At 63.2% G+C, this 15536-nt stretch carries 12 protein-coding genes and 1 tRNA gene; 5 read left to right on the plus strand and 8 right to left on the minus strand.

What is annotated here, in order from left to right; translation table 11 throughout:
- Nucleotides 1–393 precede the first annotated feature (393 nt).
- Nucleotides 394–1908: an arylsulfatase gene (locus tag ACXJ16_RS15285; protein WP_324696912.1), complete on the plus strand. Its 1515-nt coding sequence runs from the start codon at nt 394–396 to the stop codon at nt 1906–1908.
- Between the two features lie 206 nt (nt 1909–2114).
- Nucleotides 2115–3752 (plus strand): arylsulfatase, encoded by a 1638-nt coding sequence (locus ACXJ16_RS15290; RefSeq protein ID WP_324696910.1) that lies wholly within the window; start codon nt 2115–2117, stop codon nt 3750–3752.
- 403 nt (nt 3753–4155) lie between these two features.
- Here ACXJ16_RS15290 and ACXJ16_RS15295 read toward each other — a convergent pair.
- From ACXJ16_RS15295 to ACXJ16_RS15310, 4 genes are all read right to left on the minus strand, one after another.
- Nucleotides 4156–4231 (minus strand) — tRNA-Thr (locus tag ACXJ16_RS15295).
- A 100-nt stretch (nt 4232–4331) separates the two neighbouring features.
- Nucleotides 4332–6074: a DUF885 domain-containing protein gene (locus tag ACXJ16_RS15300; protein ID WP_463921803.1), complete on the minus strand. Its 1743-nt coding sequence runs from the start codon at nt 6072–6074 to the stop codon at nt 4332–4334.
- A 79-nt stretch (nt 6075–6153) separates the two neighbouring features.
- Nucleotides 6154–7017 (minus strand): hypothetical protein, encoded by an 864-nt coding sequence (locus tag ACXJ16_RS15305; RefSeq protein WP_463920900.1) that lies wholly within the window; start codon nt 7015–7017, stop codon nt 6154–6156.
- A gap of 30 nt (nt 7018–7047) precedes the next feature.
- On the minus strand, nt 7048–8370 hold the full coding sequence (locus ACXJ16_RS15310) for a replication-associated recombination protein A (protein WP_054439556.1): 1323 nt from the start codon (nt 8368–8370) through the stop codon (nt 7048–7050).
- A gap of 92 nt (nt 8371–8462) precedes the next feature.
- On the opposite strand from ACXJ16_RS15310, the gene ACXJ16_RS15315 reads away from it, so the two are divergent.
- Complete coding sequence (locus ACXJ16_RS15315) at nt 8463–8900, plus strand: hypothetical protein (RefSeq protein ID WP_054439557.1); 438 nt, start codon at nt 8463–8465, stop codon at nt 8898–8900.
- A gap of 18 nt (nt 8901–8918) precedes the next feature.
- On the opposite strand, the gene ACXJ16_RS15320 is transcribed toward ACXJ16_RS15315, so the two are convergent.
- The 3 genes from ACXJ16_RS15320 to ACXJ16_RS15330 form a co-directional block, all read right to left on the minus strand.
- The gene (locus ACXJ16_RS15320; protein ID WP_185998940.1) at nt 8919–10070 is read right to left on the minus strand and encodes a glycosyltransferase family 4 protein; all 1152 of its coding nucleotides are present in this window, start codon (nt 10068–10070) and stop codon (nt 8919–8921) included.
- A 111-nt stretch (nt 10071–10181) separates the two neighbouring features.
- Nucleotides 10182–10691, minus strand: coding sequence for a hypothetical protein (locus ACXJ16_RS15325; protein ID WP_054439558.1), 510 nt, complete (start codon nt 10689–10691; stop codon nt 10182–10184).
- 238 nt (nt 10692–10929) lie between these two features.
- Nucleotides 10930–11310 carry a hypothetical protein gene (locus ACXJ16_RS15330; protein ID WP_463920901.1) on the minus strand — a complete coding sequence of 127 codons (381 nt, stop codon included), beginning with the start codon at nt 11308–11310 and terminating at the stop codon, nt 10930–10932.
- A gap of 274 nt (nt 11311–11584) precedes the next feature.
- Between ACXJ16_RS15330 and ACXJ16_RS15335 the strand changes: the two genes are divergently transcribed.
- Nucleotides 11585–12460 (plus strand): outer membrane protein, encoded by an 876-nt coding sequence (locus tag ACXJ16_RS15335; protein ID WP_463920902.1) that lies wholly within the window; start codon nt 11585–11587, stop codon nt 12458–12460.
- A gap of 125 nt (nt 12461–12585) precedes the next feature.
- On the opposite strand, the gene typA is transcribed toward ACXJ16_RS15335, so the two are convergent.
- Entirely contained in the window at nt 12586–14415 is a 1830-nt protein-coding gene (gene typA / locus ACXJ16_RS15340; RefSeq protein ID WP_054439562.1) for a translational GTPase TypA, read from the minus strand.
- Between the two features lie 616 nt (nt 14416–15031).
- On the opposite strand from typA, the gene ACXJ16_RS15345 reads away from it, so the two are divergent.
- Complete coding sequence (locus tag ACXJ16_RS15345) at nt 15032–15514, plus strand: RDD family protein (protein ID WP_054439564.1); 483 nt, start codon at nt 15032–15034, stop codon at nt 15512–15514.
- The last annotated feature ends 22 nt before the right edge of the window (nt 15515–15536 follow it).

The raw sequence follows: 15536 nt of genomic DNA on the forward strand, positions 1-15536 counted from the left end.
TGGGAAAAAGCCATTGCCGCGCCCGAAATCGTCGGCTGCGGTTGGATATTCCGAGAGCGCTTTCGACCTAGTATCGGGCAGATCGACGCCGCGCTCGGGGATTTGCCCATTCATAACATCCGCAAGAAACGGTGGTGTCCGCTTTGGACATGAGGCCGGCGATATCTGAATTCTACGATATTTGAGATGGTCGCGCGCGATTGGCCATCCTTGCGGCAAAGTAGAGCTGCATTACCGATGCGCGGACAACCCCGCTGATATCTCAGGGATAACCCCGATCCCTCGCCCCCAGGTGATGCCTTAGCACATGGGGCCTGATGTTCGGCATTTCACGAGACCGATTCTATTCTCATGGGAAGCCCGTTTTTCACACCACGCGTGGAGTTGGAAATTATGGCAAAGCGTCCCAATATCCTTGTCATCTGGGGTGACGACATTGGCTGGCAAAATGTCAGCGCTTACGGCCTGGGAACAATGGGATACACCACGCCCAACATCGACAGCATCGGCTATGGCGGTATCCGTTTTACCGACCACTATGCCCAGCAGTCCTGCACGGCGGGCCGTGCGGCCTTCATCACCGGCCAGTACCCGATCCGCTCGGGCATGGTGACGGTGGGGCAACCGGGAGACCCGCTCGGCCTGCAGAAAACCTCGCCGTGCCTTGCCGAAGTGCTCAAGGCCGCGGGTTACCGCACCGGCCACTTCGGCAAATCCCATCTCGGCGATCGCAACGAGCATCTGCCGACCAATCACGGCTTCGAGGAATTCTTCGGCAACCTCTACCACCTCAACGTGTCGGAAGAAGACGAGCAGCGCGACTATCAGGCCTTCGCCAAGGCTTACGCGGGTAGCCTCGAGGAATACGAGAAGAAGTTCGGCGCGCGCGGCGTAATCCACTCGTGGGCGACCGAGGAAGACGATCCCACCGAAGACCCCCGCTTCGGCAAGGTGGGCAAACAGAAGATCGTCGACACCGGGCCGCTTCACCAGGAGCGCATGCACGAGATCGACGAGAAGGAGTTCATTCCTCCCGCGCTCGAATTCATGAAGAAGGCGAAGGACAGCGATGAGCCGTTCTTCGTCTGGCTCAACACCAGCCGCATGCACCTCTACACGCGCCTCAACGACAAGTGGCGCTATGCGGCCGAGAAATACACCTCGGAAGCCGACCTCCATGGCTCGGGCATGCTGCAGCACGACCATGACGTGGGCATCGTGCTTGATTGGCTGAAGGAAAACGGGCTCGATGAAGATACCATCGTTTGGTACTCGACAGACAACGGCCCCGAGCATTCCTCATGGCCGCACGGCGCGACGACGCCCTGGCGCGGCGAGAAGATGACCACTTACGAAGGCGGCGTGCGCGTCATCTCGATGCTCAAGTGGCCCGGCGTGATCGAGCCGCTGCAGCTCAAGAACGGCATCCAGTGCCACCAGGACATGTTCACCACACTCGCCGCCGCAGCCGGGGTAGAGGACGTGGCCGAGAAGGTCATGGAAGAGAAGCAACAGTACATCGACGGCGTGAACAACCTACCCTACTGGAAGGGCGAGGCTGAGGACTCGGCGCGCAACCACGTGTTCCACTACAATGAATCCAAGCTCACCTCGATGCGCATGGGCCCGTGGAAGTGGCACTTCTCGACCAACGAGGACTACTACGGGAACATGGTCGGCCGCTCGAAGCCGCTGGTCTTCAACATCCGCATGGACCCCTTCGAGAGCTACGACAACTCGGACAGCTACGGGCACCTCATCCAGAAGGTCTCCTGGCAGACCGGGCCTATGGGCGAAATGATGAAGGACCACCTCATGACGCTCGCCAAGTACCCGCCGGTACAGGGCGGCAAGAGCTTCGACATGTCCAACGTGGTCGAACAGTTCATGAGCAAGGGCCACGACTGACGACTCCACCACGGGCGACATCATCCGCGCCTGCATCTTTCCATTTGATCCGGATTCAGGGTTTCCCGCAGTGGGACAAACCCTGGATCCGGAAATTCTGGCAGTGTGAATGGAGCGGTGGGCAGCCGCGCCTGTGCATCCATTGAGGCAAGGGGATATTCATGAATCACGAAGACTAGGATGGATTGAACAGGGTCGATAATGGGATGGAGGCTGGTGCCGACAGCCGCCTCTCACGCCGCAAGCTGCTGCTGGGATCGAGCATGCTGGCCGCGACTCCGGCACTATCCTCGTTGATCGGTTCGAACCCGGCCCAGGCACAGACGGTTTCCGGCAGGCGCCCGAACATCCTCGTTATATGGGGCGATGACATCGGGTGGCAGAACGTTTCGGCCTACGGCATGGGCATCATGGGTTACCGCACCCCCAATATCGATCGGATCGGCAAGGAAGGGATCAAGTTTACTGACCACTACGCGCAACCTTCCTGCACTGCAGGACGCGCGGCCTTCATTACCGGTCAGTATCCGATCCGCTCAGGCATGACGACAGTGGGCCAGCCGGGTGCCGCGCTCGGCCTCCAGGCGGCTTCGCCCTGCCTTGCCGAGGTCATGAAGTCGGCGGGATACCGCACTGGCCAGTTTGGCAAGAACCATCTCGGCGACCGTAACGAGCACCTGCCTACCGTTCACGGCTTCGACGAGTTCTTTGGCAACCTCTACCATCTTAACACCCAGGAGGAGTCCGAGCAGCGCGATTATGAGCGTTTCGGCAAGGATTTCTCGGGCGATCTGGAAACATATGAAAAGCGCTTCGGCACACGAGGCGTCCTCCACTGCCGTGCCACAGCCAAGGACGATGCCGCAGTCGATCCGCGCTTCGGAAAGGTGGGCAAGCAGACCATTGAAGACACCGGCCCGCTCACGCAGGAACGCATGAAGAACTTCGATGCGGGAGAGGTAATCCCCAAGGCGTTGGCATTCATGGGCGCTGCAAAGGCGGATAACGAGCCGTTCTTTGTCTGGCTCAATACCAGCCGCATGCACCTGTACACGCGCCTCAACGACGAATGGCGCTACGCCGCCGAAGAGGACACCAGCGAAGCCGACTTTCACGGCTCGGGCATGAAGCAGCACGACCACGACATCGGCCTCGTACTGCAATGGCTTGAACAGCAGGGTATGCTCGACAACACGCTGGTCTGGTATTCGACCGACAACGGCCCGGAACATTCCTCTTGGCCCTATGGCGGTACCACGCCCTTCCGTGGCGAGAAAATGACCACCTATGAAGGAGGTGTGCGTGTAATCTCGATGGTGCGCTGGCCGCAAGGCCTCCCGCAGGGTGTCGAACTCAACGGCATCCAGGGGCACCAGGACATGTTCACCACCCTTTCAGCGGTCGCCGGGGTGCCCGATGTCGCAAGCAGAATGCTGAGCCAGAAGAAGCAGTACATCGACGGAGTCAACAACCTCCCGTACTGGACCGGACAAACCAAGAAATCGGCGCGCAGCCACATCTTCCATTACTACGAAAGCAAGCTCACAGCGGTGCGTATGGGGGTGTGGAAAATGCATTTCTCTACGAAAGAGGACTACTACGCCAACGTCATTCCGCGCACCGTGCCGCTCTTCTTCAACATCCGCATGGACCCCTTCGAGAGTTATGACAACTCGGACAGCTACGGACATCTCCTGCAGAAAGTCAGTTGGCTGATCCAGCCGATGAGCGCGCTCATGCAAGAGCACCTGAAAACACTTTCCGCCTATCCGCCCGTCCAGGGCGGTGCCTCGTTCGACATGTCGAACATCGTCAAGGAATATCTCGAAGCCGGCAACCAGTAGCTGTTCGGTGCGGCAAGTGCCTGCATGACCAATGCGGTGCTTATCAAGCTGAAGGTCAGCCTAGGCGGCGTGGACAAGTTCGACAGACCAACCCCTTCGGGGCCGTAGCCAAAGCCATCCCTTCGGCGGCGGCTCGGTTGGAAATATCGACATATTCCGTCGCCTCGCCTTCTTGAATTGACGGCTCTTGGCTGCGGCCGTGGCTACACCGAACTTGTCCACGCCGCCTAACCCCGGAAGCGATTGACCGCTCGCTTCCACACTGGCTCATCCGGCATGAGAAGGCTGATCGTCGGCGTAGCGCGCCACATCAACACGCGCCCTGGCGCTTCGCCAGCACGGTCGCGCAGGCGATGGCGCCGGTCATCTAGGGGCCACTTGGGGCAAGGTTGGGAATAGTGAGTGGTGCCGGCTACAGGATTCGAACCCGTGGCCCCCTGATTACAAATCAGGTGCTCTACCAACTGAGCTAAGCCGGCCCGGCGCGTCGGCGATGTGCGATGCGCGAAACAAGTCCGGCGCCCTTACCGCGAGGGAGGGGCGCCGGTCCAGTGCTTTTGTATCTATCTGCGTTCAGGCTCAGAATACCGCGTGCGGCGCGGCTTCCTTCATCATTGCCTGACGGACGAGCGGGACCGGTGGGCCGCCGTAGCTCAGGAATTCGTCATGGAACGGCTTCCACGCAGTGCGGCCGCCACGCGTGGCTGTCCAGTCTTCGCGCAACTTGCGAATCATCAGCTTGCCGAGCGTGTAGTTGAGGTAGGCCGGGTCGTAAGTGCCGCGCGCGGCCTGCTGTTCGGCCGTGCCTTCGTCCTGATAGCATTCGTCCATGAACATGCGCTTGGATTGTTCCTGTGTCATGCCCCGCGCATGCAGGCCGATGGCCGACAGATAGCGGCAGTTGCGCAGCAGGGCATTGGAAAGCTGGCCGACGTGGACTCCCGCGTCTCCGTTTCCGAGCCCGGCGTCCCACATCATTTCCTCGGCATAGTGCGCCCAGCCCTCCGCGAAGGCGTAGCCGACCCACAGGCGCCCTACCCAGGAAGGCGAGCGGTTCGAATGCAGGAATTGCAGGAAATGGCCGGGCATCACCTCGTGGACCGAGGTGAACAGCAGGTCGTCCTTACCGGGGATATAGTCCTGCTGCATCTGCTGGGGCCACGATGGGTCGGGCGGAGAGATGTAATAGACGGAGGGGATGCCCTTCTCGAGCGGACCGGCCGGATCGATATAGGCGGAGTTCTGGCGGTTGTAGGGCGGGCTTTCCTCGACCAGCGCCTGTTCGGTGCCGGGTATAGTGGCGATGTCGTGCTGCCGCACGAAGGCGGTCAGTTCAGGAATCTGCAGGCGCGCTGCGGCAACGGGGCCACCTTCCGGCTTGTCGGCGCGCATCTTGTCGAAGCAGCCCTGGATGTCCTTGCCCGGCGCATATTCCGCGCAGGCGGCCTTGAGGAGATCCTGGTTGCGTTTGAGATCTGCGCGTCCCACCGCCTCCAGTTCATCCAGTGATGCGTCCACCGCCTCGGTGGCGGCCACCATCCGGGAAAAGCGGGCCGCGCCCAATGCGAAGTCCTGCGTCGGCTTTGCCTTGCCGAGCCAATCTGCCAGATCCTGCATGGATTTCGCGGCGGCTTCGGAACTGGTCCTGAATTCCGCCTGCAACCTTGCGTCCTTCACGTCGGCGAAGGCGGTTCGGGCATCGCCGCGATAATACTCCGCAAAACCGCCGAAGCCTGCGACCCCGAGCTTGATGAAGCTGGCGGGCATCTGCGTCTTCAGGTTGCCGCGAATCTGGGCAGCAGCCTTGGGTACGGCCTTGAAGAACGCGATCATGGCTTTCATGCGGGTAGGCTTGTCGGCATAGCCGCGGCTCACGTAGACGTTCGGGTCGAGGCCGTTCTCGATGTAGTAACCGGGATTGGTATGGGGCTTGTCGGCGTCTTCCAGCCAGAACAACTGCCCCTTGGCCACCTGCACCAGATAATCGCGCTCGAACCGGTCTTCAGCGGAAAGGGCGTTGAAAGCGCCGGCCTGCGCGATCACCTTGCGAAGGAAATCCCCTCTAGCCTTGAGGCCCGCGGGGCTCCAGTCAGGAAGCCTGCCGTCGAACTGGTGAGCCCCCTGATAGACCGCGAAAGAAGGGTCCTGGGCCATCCAGGCCTCGATGGTGCGGTTGACGAAGGCCTTCCAAGGCGTTGCCGGCTTACCGAGTTCGGCGGCCACCGATGTGGCTGCGGGTGCGGCGAAGGCGGAAGGCATTTGCGCGCCGAGGCCGAGGCCGAGGGCAAGGCAGGCAATGCCTGCCAGCAGCGTGTTCTTCATAGCGGGGCAGTCCCTGTCAGTCATGTTGGGGGCCATGGCGCTCGAAATCTCGCCGGGCCCCGATGGCGCAGGTTGTGAGCTAAGGCGCGCCGAAGGTCCAGCCCTCGGTACGGGCCAGTTCCTCCGTAAGATCAGTGGGTTTCCACAAGTCCGCGCGCGGGGCGGCGATGCGTAGCCAGGCGGCGGTGAGGAGTGCATCGGCGCTGTGATCGTCTATCGGGCCATCGCCCTCGACCGGCGGAGAGCCAAGTCCCGCAAGGGCGCCGTTCAGCGCATCATGGTCGGTCATCTTGGCCCGGCCCGCTGGGCGTCCTGCGGCGACGGCAGCGAGGGTCGTGTAGATCTCGGTGACCACCGATCCCGCCTTCGGGAGCGGATCGACCGGCCATACCGGCAGGGATCTGCCAAGGCGGTGCAGCAGCCGCATGCCGGTGAGGCTGGACTTGCCGACTTGCGCGGCTCCGACCAGGTTGAAGTTGGAGTAGGGCCGGCAGCCGGCGCGTGCCTGCGCCCGTTCGGTCACGCGCATGCGCCCTCTTCGATCCGGCGCATCCGGCAGATGGAAGTGCACGCCTTCCCGGCCGCCGTGACGGCGGAAGAATGCGCTGAGTTCCGGGTGATCGACGAAACTGGTCGCCGCGAAATGGCCGTCAGTCGCGCAGATGGCATCGACCAGCGCCCATAGCGCGCGGGCATCGGGAGGGCTTGCCGGCCAGCCGGGAAAGAATGCGCCAGCATCGGCGAAGGGAAGTGAGATGCCAAGGTCCATACCGACGAGCGTGTCCTCCGGCAGGTCCCGTTGCAGGAGGTGAAGCGCATCCTCGCGGGACCAGTGGACATGACCTTGCGGACGCAGCAGGACCGGCGGGCCTTCCAGTCCGCAGAGGGCCACCGCGATGCCCTTTTGCCGCGGTCCCAGTGCACCGGACCAGTCGATTGCCATGAAATGCCGGAAGCGCGGCATGAGTTTGCCCTATTCCGCGCGGCGTTCGGCGCGCTTTCGGTCCCACCATTCCAGGCGCTTGAGGATTTCCCGTTCGAACCCGCGTTCCACCGGCTGGTAATAGGTCTGCGGTGCCATGTCTTCGGGCCAGTAGTCGTCGCCCGAAAAACCGTCAGGCGCGTCATGGTCGTAGGCATAGTCCTTGCCGTAGCCGATGTCCTTCATCAGCTTGGTCGGCGCGTTGAGGATATTGGCGGGCGGGGCGAGGGAGCCGGTTTCGCGGGCGCTCTTGAACGAGGATTTGAACGCGGTGTAGGCCGCGTTCGATTTCGGCGCCGTGGCGAGGTAGAGGCAGGCCTGCACGATCGCCAGTTCGCCTTCGGGAGAGCCGAGGAATTCGTAGGCATCCTTGGCCGCAAGGCATTGGACCAGCGCCTGCGGATCGGCCAGTCCCACGTCCTCGCTGGCGAAGCGCACGAGGCGGCGCAGCACGTAAAGAGGCTCTTCGCCCGCCGTCAGCATTCGCGCCATGTAGTAGAGCGCGGCTTGCGGATCGGAGCCGCGCAGCGACTTGTGAAGCGCGGAGATGAGGTTGTAGTGCCCGTCCCGGTCCTTGTCGTAAACCGCCACGCGGCGTTGCAGGAACTGGCCCAGTCCGGCCGGATCGAGCGGCTCGGGGATTTTCGCGGAATAGAGCGTCTCGGCCTGGTTGAGCAGGAAGCGTCCGTCCCCGTCGGCCGATGCCACCAGCGCGGCACGCGCATCGCCATCGAGCGGAAGCGCGCCTTCGAGCGCTTCGCCTTTGTCGAGCAATGCACCGAGCGCCTCGGGGCCGAGCCGGTGCAGGATCAGCACTTGCGCGCGGCTGAGCAGCGCGGCGTTGAGTGCGAAGCTGGGGTTCTCCGTCGTGGCGCCGACAAGAGTGACGGTCCCGCGCTCGACGAACGGAAGAAAGCCGTCCTGCTGGGCGCGGTTGAAGCGGTGGATCTCGTCCACGAACAGCAGCGTGCGCTGGCCGGCCCGCGCGGCGAGATCCGCTTCGGCGAATGCCTTCTTGAGGTCTGCCACGCCCGAAAATACCGCGGAGACGGCGGTGAAGCGCATGCCCACCGCATCGGCGAGCAGGCGTGCGATGCTGGTCTTCCCGGTGCCGGGCGGACCCCAGAGGATCATCGAGGACAGGCGGCCCGCCGCGACCATGCGGCCGATCGGTCCTTCCGGCCCGGTCAGGTGTTCCTGTCCCACGACGTCGGCAAGCGTGCGCGGCCGCAGGCGGTCGGCGAGCGGGGCATCCTCGCGCGGGGCGTCAGGCGCGGGGGAGGGCGGAAGATCGTCGGCGAAAAGGTCGGCCATGGGAGCTATCTAGCGATTATGGCGCGCAATTGCATCGGTTCGGCGGCAGGAGTAGCCTGCCTGTCCATAAAACGGGACGAAAGGGACGGGAGATGATCGGATCCACGCGCGTCAGGGCGCCTTGGCAGTTGTGGGTGGTAGGCCTCGTCTCGCTGCTGTGGAATGCCTTCGGCTGTACCGATTTCGCCATGACCGTGACGCGCAACCCGCAGTGGATGGCGCCTCTATCGCCGGAGATGATCGACTGGCTGGACGCCGCGCCGACCTGGACCGTGGTGACCTGGGCGCTCGGTGTCTGGGGTGGGCTGGCGGGATCGCTGCTCCTGCTGCTGCGTTCGCGCTGGGCCGTCGCGGCCTTCACGATCTCGCTGCTCGGGCTTGCGGTGAACCAGCTCTATCCCTTCCTATCCGACGTGCCCGACATGATGAAGGGCGCCGGCAGCATTGCGCTGACGGCGACCATCTGGGCCGTGGCGGTGTTCCTGCTCTGGTATGCCGTCAGGATGCGGACGCGCCGGGTACTGGCCTGACGGGCGCGCGGGGGCCGGTCAGCGCTTCGTACGCTGCCGGATCAGGCGGACATACGTATCGGCGACGGCCTGGTTGATGCGGTCCCAGCTGAATTCGAGAGCGCGGGCTTCGCCGGCCAGGCCGTGGCTTTCGCGCAGGGCAGGGCTTTCGATATAGGCCTTGAGCGCTTCGGCGAACTGGTGGATCGCGCCGGGCGGGATCAACCTGCCGGAAGCGTGATCGCTGACCAGGCTCTGGCTGCCGGTTGCGGCGGCGGCCACGACCGGCAGGCGGCAGGCCATGGCTTCCAGCGTGACATTGCCGAAGGTTTCGGTGACCGAGGGGTTGAACAGCATGTCCATGCCGGCGACCGCGCGGGCGAGGTCCGTGCCTTGCTGGAAACCGACGAAGGCAGCCTGCGGAAGGCGTGCCTCGAACCATTCGCGGGCAGGGCCTTCGCCGACCACGAGAACCCGGTGCGCGACGTTGCGGCGGCGCAGGTCGTCAAGCGTGTCGGAAAACACGTCGAGACCCTTTTCCATGACAAGCCGGCCGAGGAAGCCGACCACGACCTCATGATCGGCAATGCCGTGGCTGCGACGCCACGCCATGTCCCGCCGGTCGGGGTTGAAGATCTCGCGATCGACCCCGCGTGACCAGATCGACACGTCGTAGTTCATGCGCTGCTCGCGCAGGAGCTGCGCCATCGATTCCGAAGGCGCCACCAGGGCGTCGCAGCGGCGGTAGAAGCGGCGCAGGATCGCCTCGATCAGCGGCTCGCCCCAGGCCATGTTGTAATAGCGAAGATAGGTCTCGAAACGCGTGTGCACCGATGCGAGTACGGGCAGCTTGCGGTTGCGGGCCCAGGTCACGGCCTGATGGCCAACCGGATCGGGCGACGAGACATGGACTATGTTCGGCGCGAATTCCTTGAGATCGCGCCGCGCCTTGCCGGCTATCGACAAGGGCATCCGGTATTCCGAACGCGTTGGGATAGGCATCGCGCGGATGCCGACGAGATCTCCGGTCGGTTCGAATGCGGGATTGTCGACGACGGGCGCGTAGACGCGAACTTGCGCGCCCTGGCGCAGAAGGTAGCCGACGAGGCGATTCAGCGCCTGGTTCGCTCCGTCACGGACATAGTTGTAGTTGCCCGAAAAAAGGGCAATTCGCAGGTCGGCGGTTTCCATGGTGGGCAGCCCCATAGCCTCCCTCGCTGCAATTGGCGAGTGGACTTCACGGATGCGTGTGGGAACCTGCGGAAAACCGCCGACTGCGTTCATTGCCTTGGGGACGGTCGCCTAGCGGCGCCAATCCCTGCGGCGATCGTCCCGGCGCCGGTCATCCCTGCGCCAGTCCCGCCGGCGATCGTCCCGCCAGCCATCCCGGCCGCGATCCCAGCGGCGATCGTGGCCCCAGCCACGACGATCGTCCCGCCAGCCGCGACGGTCGTCCCGCCAGCGGTCCCGGCCGGCCCAACGGTCGCGGTAGTAGGGGGCATAGTACCGGTCGTAGTAGCGATCGCGGTAGTAGCGGTTGGGCGCGCCCTCATAATAATAGTAATAGCCCGGCCGATCGCGCACGGTAACGTAGCGACGGGAATCGTAATAGCCGCGATCGTAATAGCGACCATCATCCCGGTCGGCGAGCGCCGCCCCGAGAGCCAGGCCGATGATTCCGGCGCCGATGGCCACGGCAGCATCGTTGCCGCCCCGATCGTAGTAATCGCGCGCCATCGCGGGCGCCGATGCGGTCAGGGCCGATGCCGCAAGGGCGGTGGCCAGACCCAGGGTCTTCCAAGTCAGTTTCATGATATCGCACTCCTTTCCGGGCCAACCAAGTTACGGCGGAATCAGCGGGCACGTTGGATTGTCAGGATCGCCTGGGGGCACTGAACTAGGGGTGAACTTTCCGTTCAGTACAGGGCGAGGCGAGACGAGACGCGCTTTCGCCGGGATGCAAACGAAAGACGCCCGGCCAGGAGGAATGGCCGGGCGTCTCTGGCAGGCGGCGAGGGGTATTGTCCGCCTGCCTCGGTGGCTCGTGGGATCAGTAGCCGCGGCGGTAGTCGCCACGGTCATGGTCGTAGCCCCGGCGATAATCGCCGCGCTGGTTGCGATAGTAATCGTCACGGCTGTGGCGCCCGCCATCGCGGTCCCAGTACCAGCCGTCGCGATATTCCCAGCCGCTGCCGTAGCCGGGGGTATAGGCATAGCTGCTGTCGTAATAGCGATTGCGATCGCGGTCATGATCGTTGCTGTTCGAGGCGATGATCGCGCCGAGAGCCAGACCGATCACGCCCGCGCCGATGGCGACGGCTGCGGTATTGTCGTTGCCGCGATGATAGTCGCGGGCCATCGCCGGAGTGGCGCCGGCAAGCGCGGTGGCGGCAAGAGCGGCGGTAATGGTCGCGTTACGGAAGAAGGTCATTGGTCGAAACTCCTTGCGGGGAAGGTGCTCCGGAGGGGCCGGGGTCTCATCCCTTGTTGAGTTTCTTCTACGTCCCCGCTTCTGAACCGGATCGAAGCAGGTTCAGCAGAATTCGTTCAGGTTTGTACGAGTTTGTATGAACTCAGCACACCTTTTCCGGTCGGCGTTTTCGGCCTGCCCCATCCTGCTCCTCGGCTCGGCGCAAGACCGGCAACTAAAGCGGCGCTCCAGTCTTCGGGGAAGGCAAGACACGAATAGTGACAGGGATATTATCATGAAAACGCTACGCTTTCTCACGTCGGCGGTGAGCCTCGCCGCTGCCGCCGCGGCTCTGCCCGCCATGGCGCAAGAGGATGCCGCCGCGCCGATGGCGACTGACACGCCCGCACGCAACAGCCATTTCGACGGTCCTTACATCCAGGCCTTCGGCGGTCTTTCCGCTCGTGGAAACGATCGCGGCGACAGCCTGCGTTTCGATACCGATGGCGATGGCCGCTACGACAACACCGTGAATACGGCGGGCGGCGCCAATGCGTTCAGTCCGGGCTTCTGCAATGGCCGTGCGCGCGGCGCCACTCCGACGGATGGGTGCCGCAGTGACAAGGACGGTGCGGAGTACGGCGTCCGTTTCGGATATGACAAGCGCATGGGCAACTTCGTGCTCGGCGGCCTGGTCGAGGGCGTCAAGAGCGAAGCAAAGGACGCGACCTCCGGCTTCAGCACGACGCCGGCGAGCTACTCGATCCAGCGCAAGCTCGACTACGGTGTCTCCGGTCGTCTGCGGGCAGGCTATACGCCCGGCGGCGGGGCGCTGTTCTATGTGACCGGCGGCGGCGGGATGGCCAAGATCGACCATCAGTTCCAGACCACCAATGAAGTGAATTCGTTCGATCCGCAGCGCAACAACAAGATGGTCTGGGGTTGGCAGGCCGGCGGTGGCGGCGAGATCATGGTCGCCCGCAATGTCAGCCTCGGCCTCGAATATCTCTACAATCGCTACAACGACAACAAGTACAATGTCGAAGTGGGTCCGGGCACTGCCCCGGCAACCAATCCATTCCTGATCGATTCGGGCTCGACCCGGATCAAGGGTTCGGACAAGAACTTCGACTATCACTCGCTCCGCGCGACCCTTGGCTTCCAGTTCTGACCATCTGACGAGATTGGGAGAGAGCCGAAAACGGCAACGGGCGGCAACCTCGCGGTTGCCGCCCGTCATGTTTCCGGATCCGGCTTTCAGATCCTGTTCGATCCCGGCACCAGGGCGCCGAGAGATCAGGCGTCCTTCTTGCGGCTCTGCTTCTTGCGCTCGTTCGGGTCGAGGTAGGCCTTGCGCAGACGGATCGACTGCGGGGTCACTTCGACCATTTCATCGTCGTCGATGTAAGCGATCGCCTGCTCCAGCGTCATGACGCGGGGCGGGGTGAGGCGGATGGCGTCGTCCTTGCCGGTCGAACGGAAGTTCGTCAGCTGCTTCGACTTCATCGGGTTCACTTCGAGATCGTCGGGCTTGGCGTTTTCGCCGATGATCATGCCTTCGTAGATCTTTTCCTGCGGCTTCACGAACAGGATGCCGCGATCTTCGAGGCTGTTCAGCGCGTAGCCCACGGCCTCACCGGTGCCGTTCGAGATCAGCACGCCGTTCTGGCGGCCTTCGATCGGACCCTTGTGGCTGTCGTACTTCTCGAACAGGCGGTTCATGATGCCGGTGCCGCGGGTGTCCGAGAGGAACTCGCCGTGGTAGCCGATCAGGCCGCGCGAAGGAGCCGAGAAGGTGATGCGGGTCTTGCCGGCGCCCGAAGGACGCATGTCGGTAAGCTCGGCCTTGCGGCGCTGCATCTTCTCGACGACCGTGCCCGAGAATTCGTCGTCCACGTCGATCACGACGGTTTCGTACGGTTCGGTGCGGCCACCCTTCTCGTCCTTGCCGAACAGCACGCGCGGACGGCTGATGCCCAGTTCGAAGCCTTCGCGGCGCATCGTTTCGATCACGACGCCCAGCTGAAGTTCGCCGCGACCGGCCACTTCGAAGCTGTCGCGGTCGGCCGATTCGGTGACGCGGATGGCGACGTTGGTTTCCGCTTCGCGCATCAGGCGGTCGCGGATCATGCGGCTGGTGACCTTGTCGCCTTCACGGCCCGCGAGCGGCGAGTCGTTGACGGCGAAGCGCATCGCCAGGGTCGGCGGATCGATCGGCTGCGCCTGGATCGCGGTGGAAACCGAAGGATCGGCGATGGTGTTCGACACGGTGGCCTTTTCGAGGCCGGCCAGCGCGATGATGTCACCGGCGCGGGCTTCTTCCACGGGAACGCGGTCAAGGCCACGGAACGACAGCACCTTGGTGGCGCGGCCGACTTCGATGACCTTGCCGTCCATGTCGATGGCGCGGATCGGATCGTTGACCTTCAGCGTGCCCGACTGGACGCGGCCGGTGAGGACGCGGCCCATGAAGTTGTCGCGATCAAGCAGGGTGGCGAGGAACGAGAACGGCGCGTCCTGATCGAGGTCAGGGGCCGGAACGTGCTCGACGATCTTTTCGAACAGCGGGGTCAGGTTGCCTTCGCGGGCATCCGGATCGTAGCTGGCGTAGCCGTTGCGGCCCGAAGCGTAGAGGGTCGGGAAGTCGAGCTGTTCGTCGTTGGCGTCGAGGCTGACGAAGAGGTCGAACACTTCGTCCAGCACTTCGGCGTGACGGCCGTCGGGACGGTCGATCTTGTTGACGACGACGATCGGCTTCAGGCCGAGGCCGAGCGCCTTGCCGGTGACGAACTTCGTCTGCGGCATCGCGCCTTCCGACGAGTCCACCAGCAGGACGACGCCGTCGACCATCGAGAGGATGCGTTCCACTTCGGCGCCGAAGTCGGCGTGGCCGGGAGTGTCGACGATGTTGATGCGGTAGCCGTTCCACTCGATCGAAGTCGGCTTCGCAAGGATGGTGATCCCGCGTTCCTTTTCGAGGTCGTTCGAGTCCATCGCACGTTCTTCGATGCGCTGGTTGTCACGGAAGGTGCCGGACTGGCGGAAAAGCTGGTCGACGAGGGTGGTCTTGCCATGGTCGACGTGCGCAATGATCGCAATATTGCGCAAGGGAAGCGGGGCTGACATGCAGTGCCTATCGGTTCGAGGAGTTGGCCAGCAGCGCATGCTGCGCCGCAAAATTGGCGCGCCCTTACCTGATATGCGCGTTTGCGGCAAGCGCTGAGCCGATGCGCGCAACCGTTGCCTGTCTGCCACAGCTGCCCGGAAGACCTGCCGGAACCCTTTTGAGTGATTGTTCAGGCCGCACAAATCGCCTAATGTCCTCCCTGTAATCAAGGCGAGACGGCGCGAACAAAAAAAGTGCCGCCGCATGGAGAGAGGAATGCCGAGGCTCCCCCACACAGGGCGTTTCGCCAGACCTGGTTGAACAAGAATCCAGTCGTGCCTTCTGGGCGCGGCGGCGCGTTGCCGGCTAAAGCTCGGAACGCGAAAGCGCGGTCCTGAGCGGCAGGGAGGAGACGCAAGGGATCGCAAACTCAGCCAGGGGCGCCGGGCTTTGCCTGAGCGCCCCTTTTCCTGTGGCATCTGCCCGGATCGGCTGAAGCGGTCTTTTCGGCAGGTAAACGTGTCATAACATTTGCAATTTTGGCTTCGTCATCGCGGTTTCGATGGCTACGCTGTTTCAGGGCGGCCGTGTCTTGCGGCCGGCAAACATCGTGCTTCGAACAAGGGGATAGCGAAGATGGTGCCATACGGTGGATTCTGGTGGCGGGTTCTCGCCTACTTCATCGATTATTTCATCGTGAACATAGGCATCGGGATTCTCGGCATGTTTACCGGCTTCGGGATCGGTTCGATCATGAGCGGGGGCGCGAACGCCGACATGGCCGCGGGGCTTTCCATGCTGCTGGGGGCCGGCCTCGGGCTCGTCTGTTCCTGGCTTTACTTCGCGGTTCTCGAAAGCTCGCCCTGGCAGGCGACTGTCGGCAAGCTGGCGGTGGGTGTGATCGTTACCGACATGCACGGAAACCGTATCAGCTTCCTGCGCGCGACGGGGCGCTATTTCGGCAAGATCCTGTCGGGGCTGCTCCTCGCGATCGGCTTTATCATGGTGGCTTTCACCGAGCGCAAGCAGGGTCTGCACGACGTGCTGGCAAGCACGCTCGTCTATCGGACCCGCGATCCGCACGAAGTCCGCCAGATCGAAAACAGCGTTTTCGCCTGAACGCTCGATCTGCCGCTGGGGA

It is taken from the genome of Novosphingobium sp. TK71 (assembly GCF_055361505.1).

What these genes read in the sequence shown, in the direction of transcription:
- ACXJ16_RS15330 (WP_463920901.1), bottom strand. Translation starts at nt 11,310, where the DNA reads ATGACCTTCTTCCGTAACGCGACCATTACCGCCGCTCTTGCCGCCACC.
- ACXJ16_RS15300 (WP_463921803.1), bottom strand. Translation starts at nt 6,074, where the DNA reads ATGAAGAACACGCTGCTGGCAGGCATTGCCTGCCTTGCCCTCGGCCTC.
- ACXJ16_RS15285 (WP_324696912.1), top strand. Translation starts at nt 394, where the DNA reads ATGGCAAAGCGTCCCAATATCCTTGTCATCTGGGGTGACGACATTGGC.
- typA (WP_054439562.1), bottom strand. Translation starts at nt 14,415, where the DNA reads ATGTCAGCCCCGCTTCCCTTGCGCAATATTGCGATCATTGCGCACGTC.
- ACXJ16_RS15315 (WP_054439557.1), top strand. Translation starts at nt 8,463, where the DNA reads ATGATCGGATCCACGCGCGTCAGGGCGCCTTGGCAGTTGTGGGTGGTA.
- ACXJ16_RS15325 (WP_054439558.1), bottom strand. Translation starts at nt 10,691, where the DNA reads ATGAAACTGACTTGGAAGACCCTGGGTCTGGCCACCGCCCTTGCGGCA.
- ACXJ16_RS15345 (WP_054439564.1), top strand. Translation starts at nt 15,032, where the DNA reads ATGGTGCCATACGGTGGATTCTGGTGGCGGGTTCTCGCCTACTTCATC.
- ACXJ16_RS15335 (WP_463920902.1), top strand. Translation starts at nt 11,585, where the DNA reads ATGAAAACGCTACGCTTTCTCACGTCGGCGGTGAGCCTCGCCGCTGCC.
- ACXJ16_RS15320 (WP_185998940.1), bottom strand. Translation starts at nt 10,070, where the DNA reads ATGGAAACCGCCGACCTGCGAATTGCCCTTTTTTCGGGCAACTACAAC.
- ACXJ16_RS15310 (WP_054439556.1), bottom strand. Translation starts at nt 8,370, where the DNA reads ATGGCCGACCTTTTCGCCGACGATCTTCCGCCCTCCCCCGCGCCTGAC.
- ACXJ16_RS15290 (WP_324696910.1), top strand. Translation starts at nt 2,115, where the DNA reads ATGGAGGCTGGTGCCGACAGCCGCCTCTCACGCCGCAAGCTGCTGCTG.
- ACXJ16_RS15305 (WP_463920900.1), bottom strand. Translation starts at nt 7,017, where the DNA reads ATGGCAATCGACTGGTCCGGTGCACTGGGACCGCGGCAAAAGGGCATC.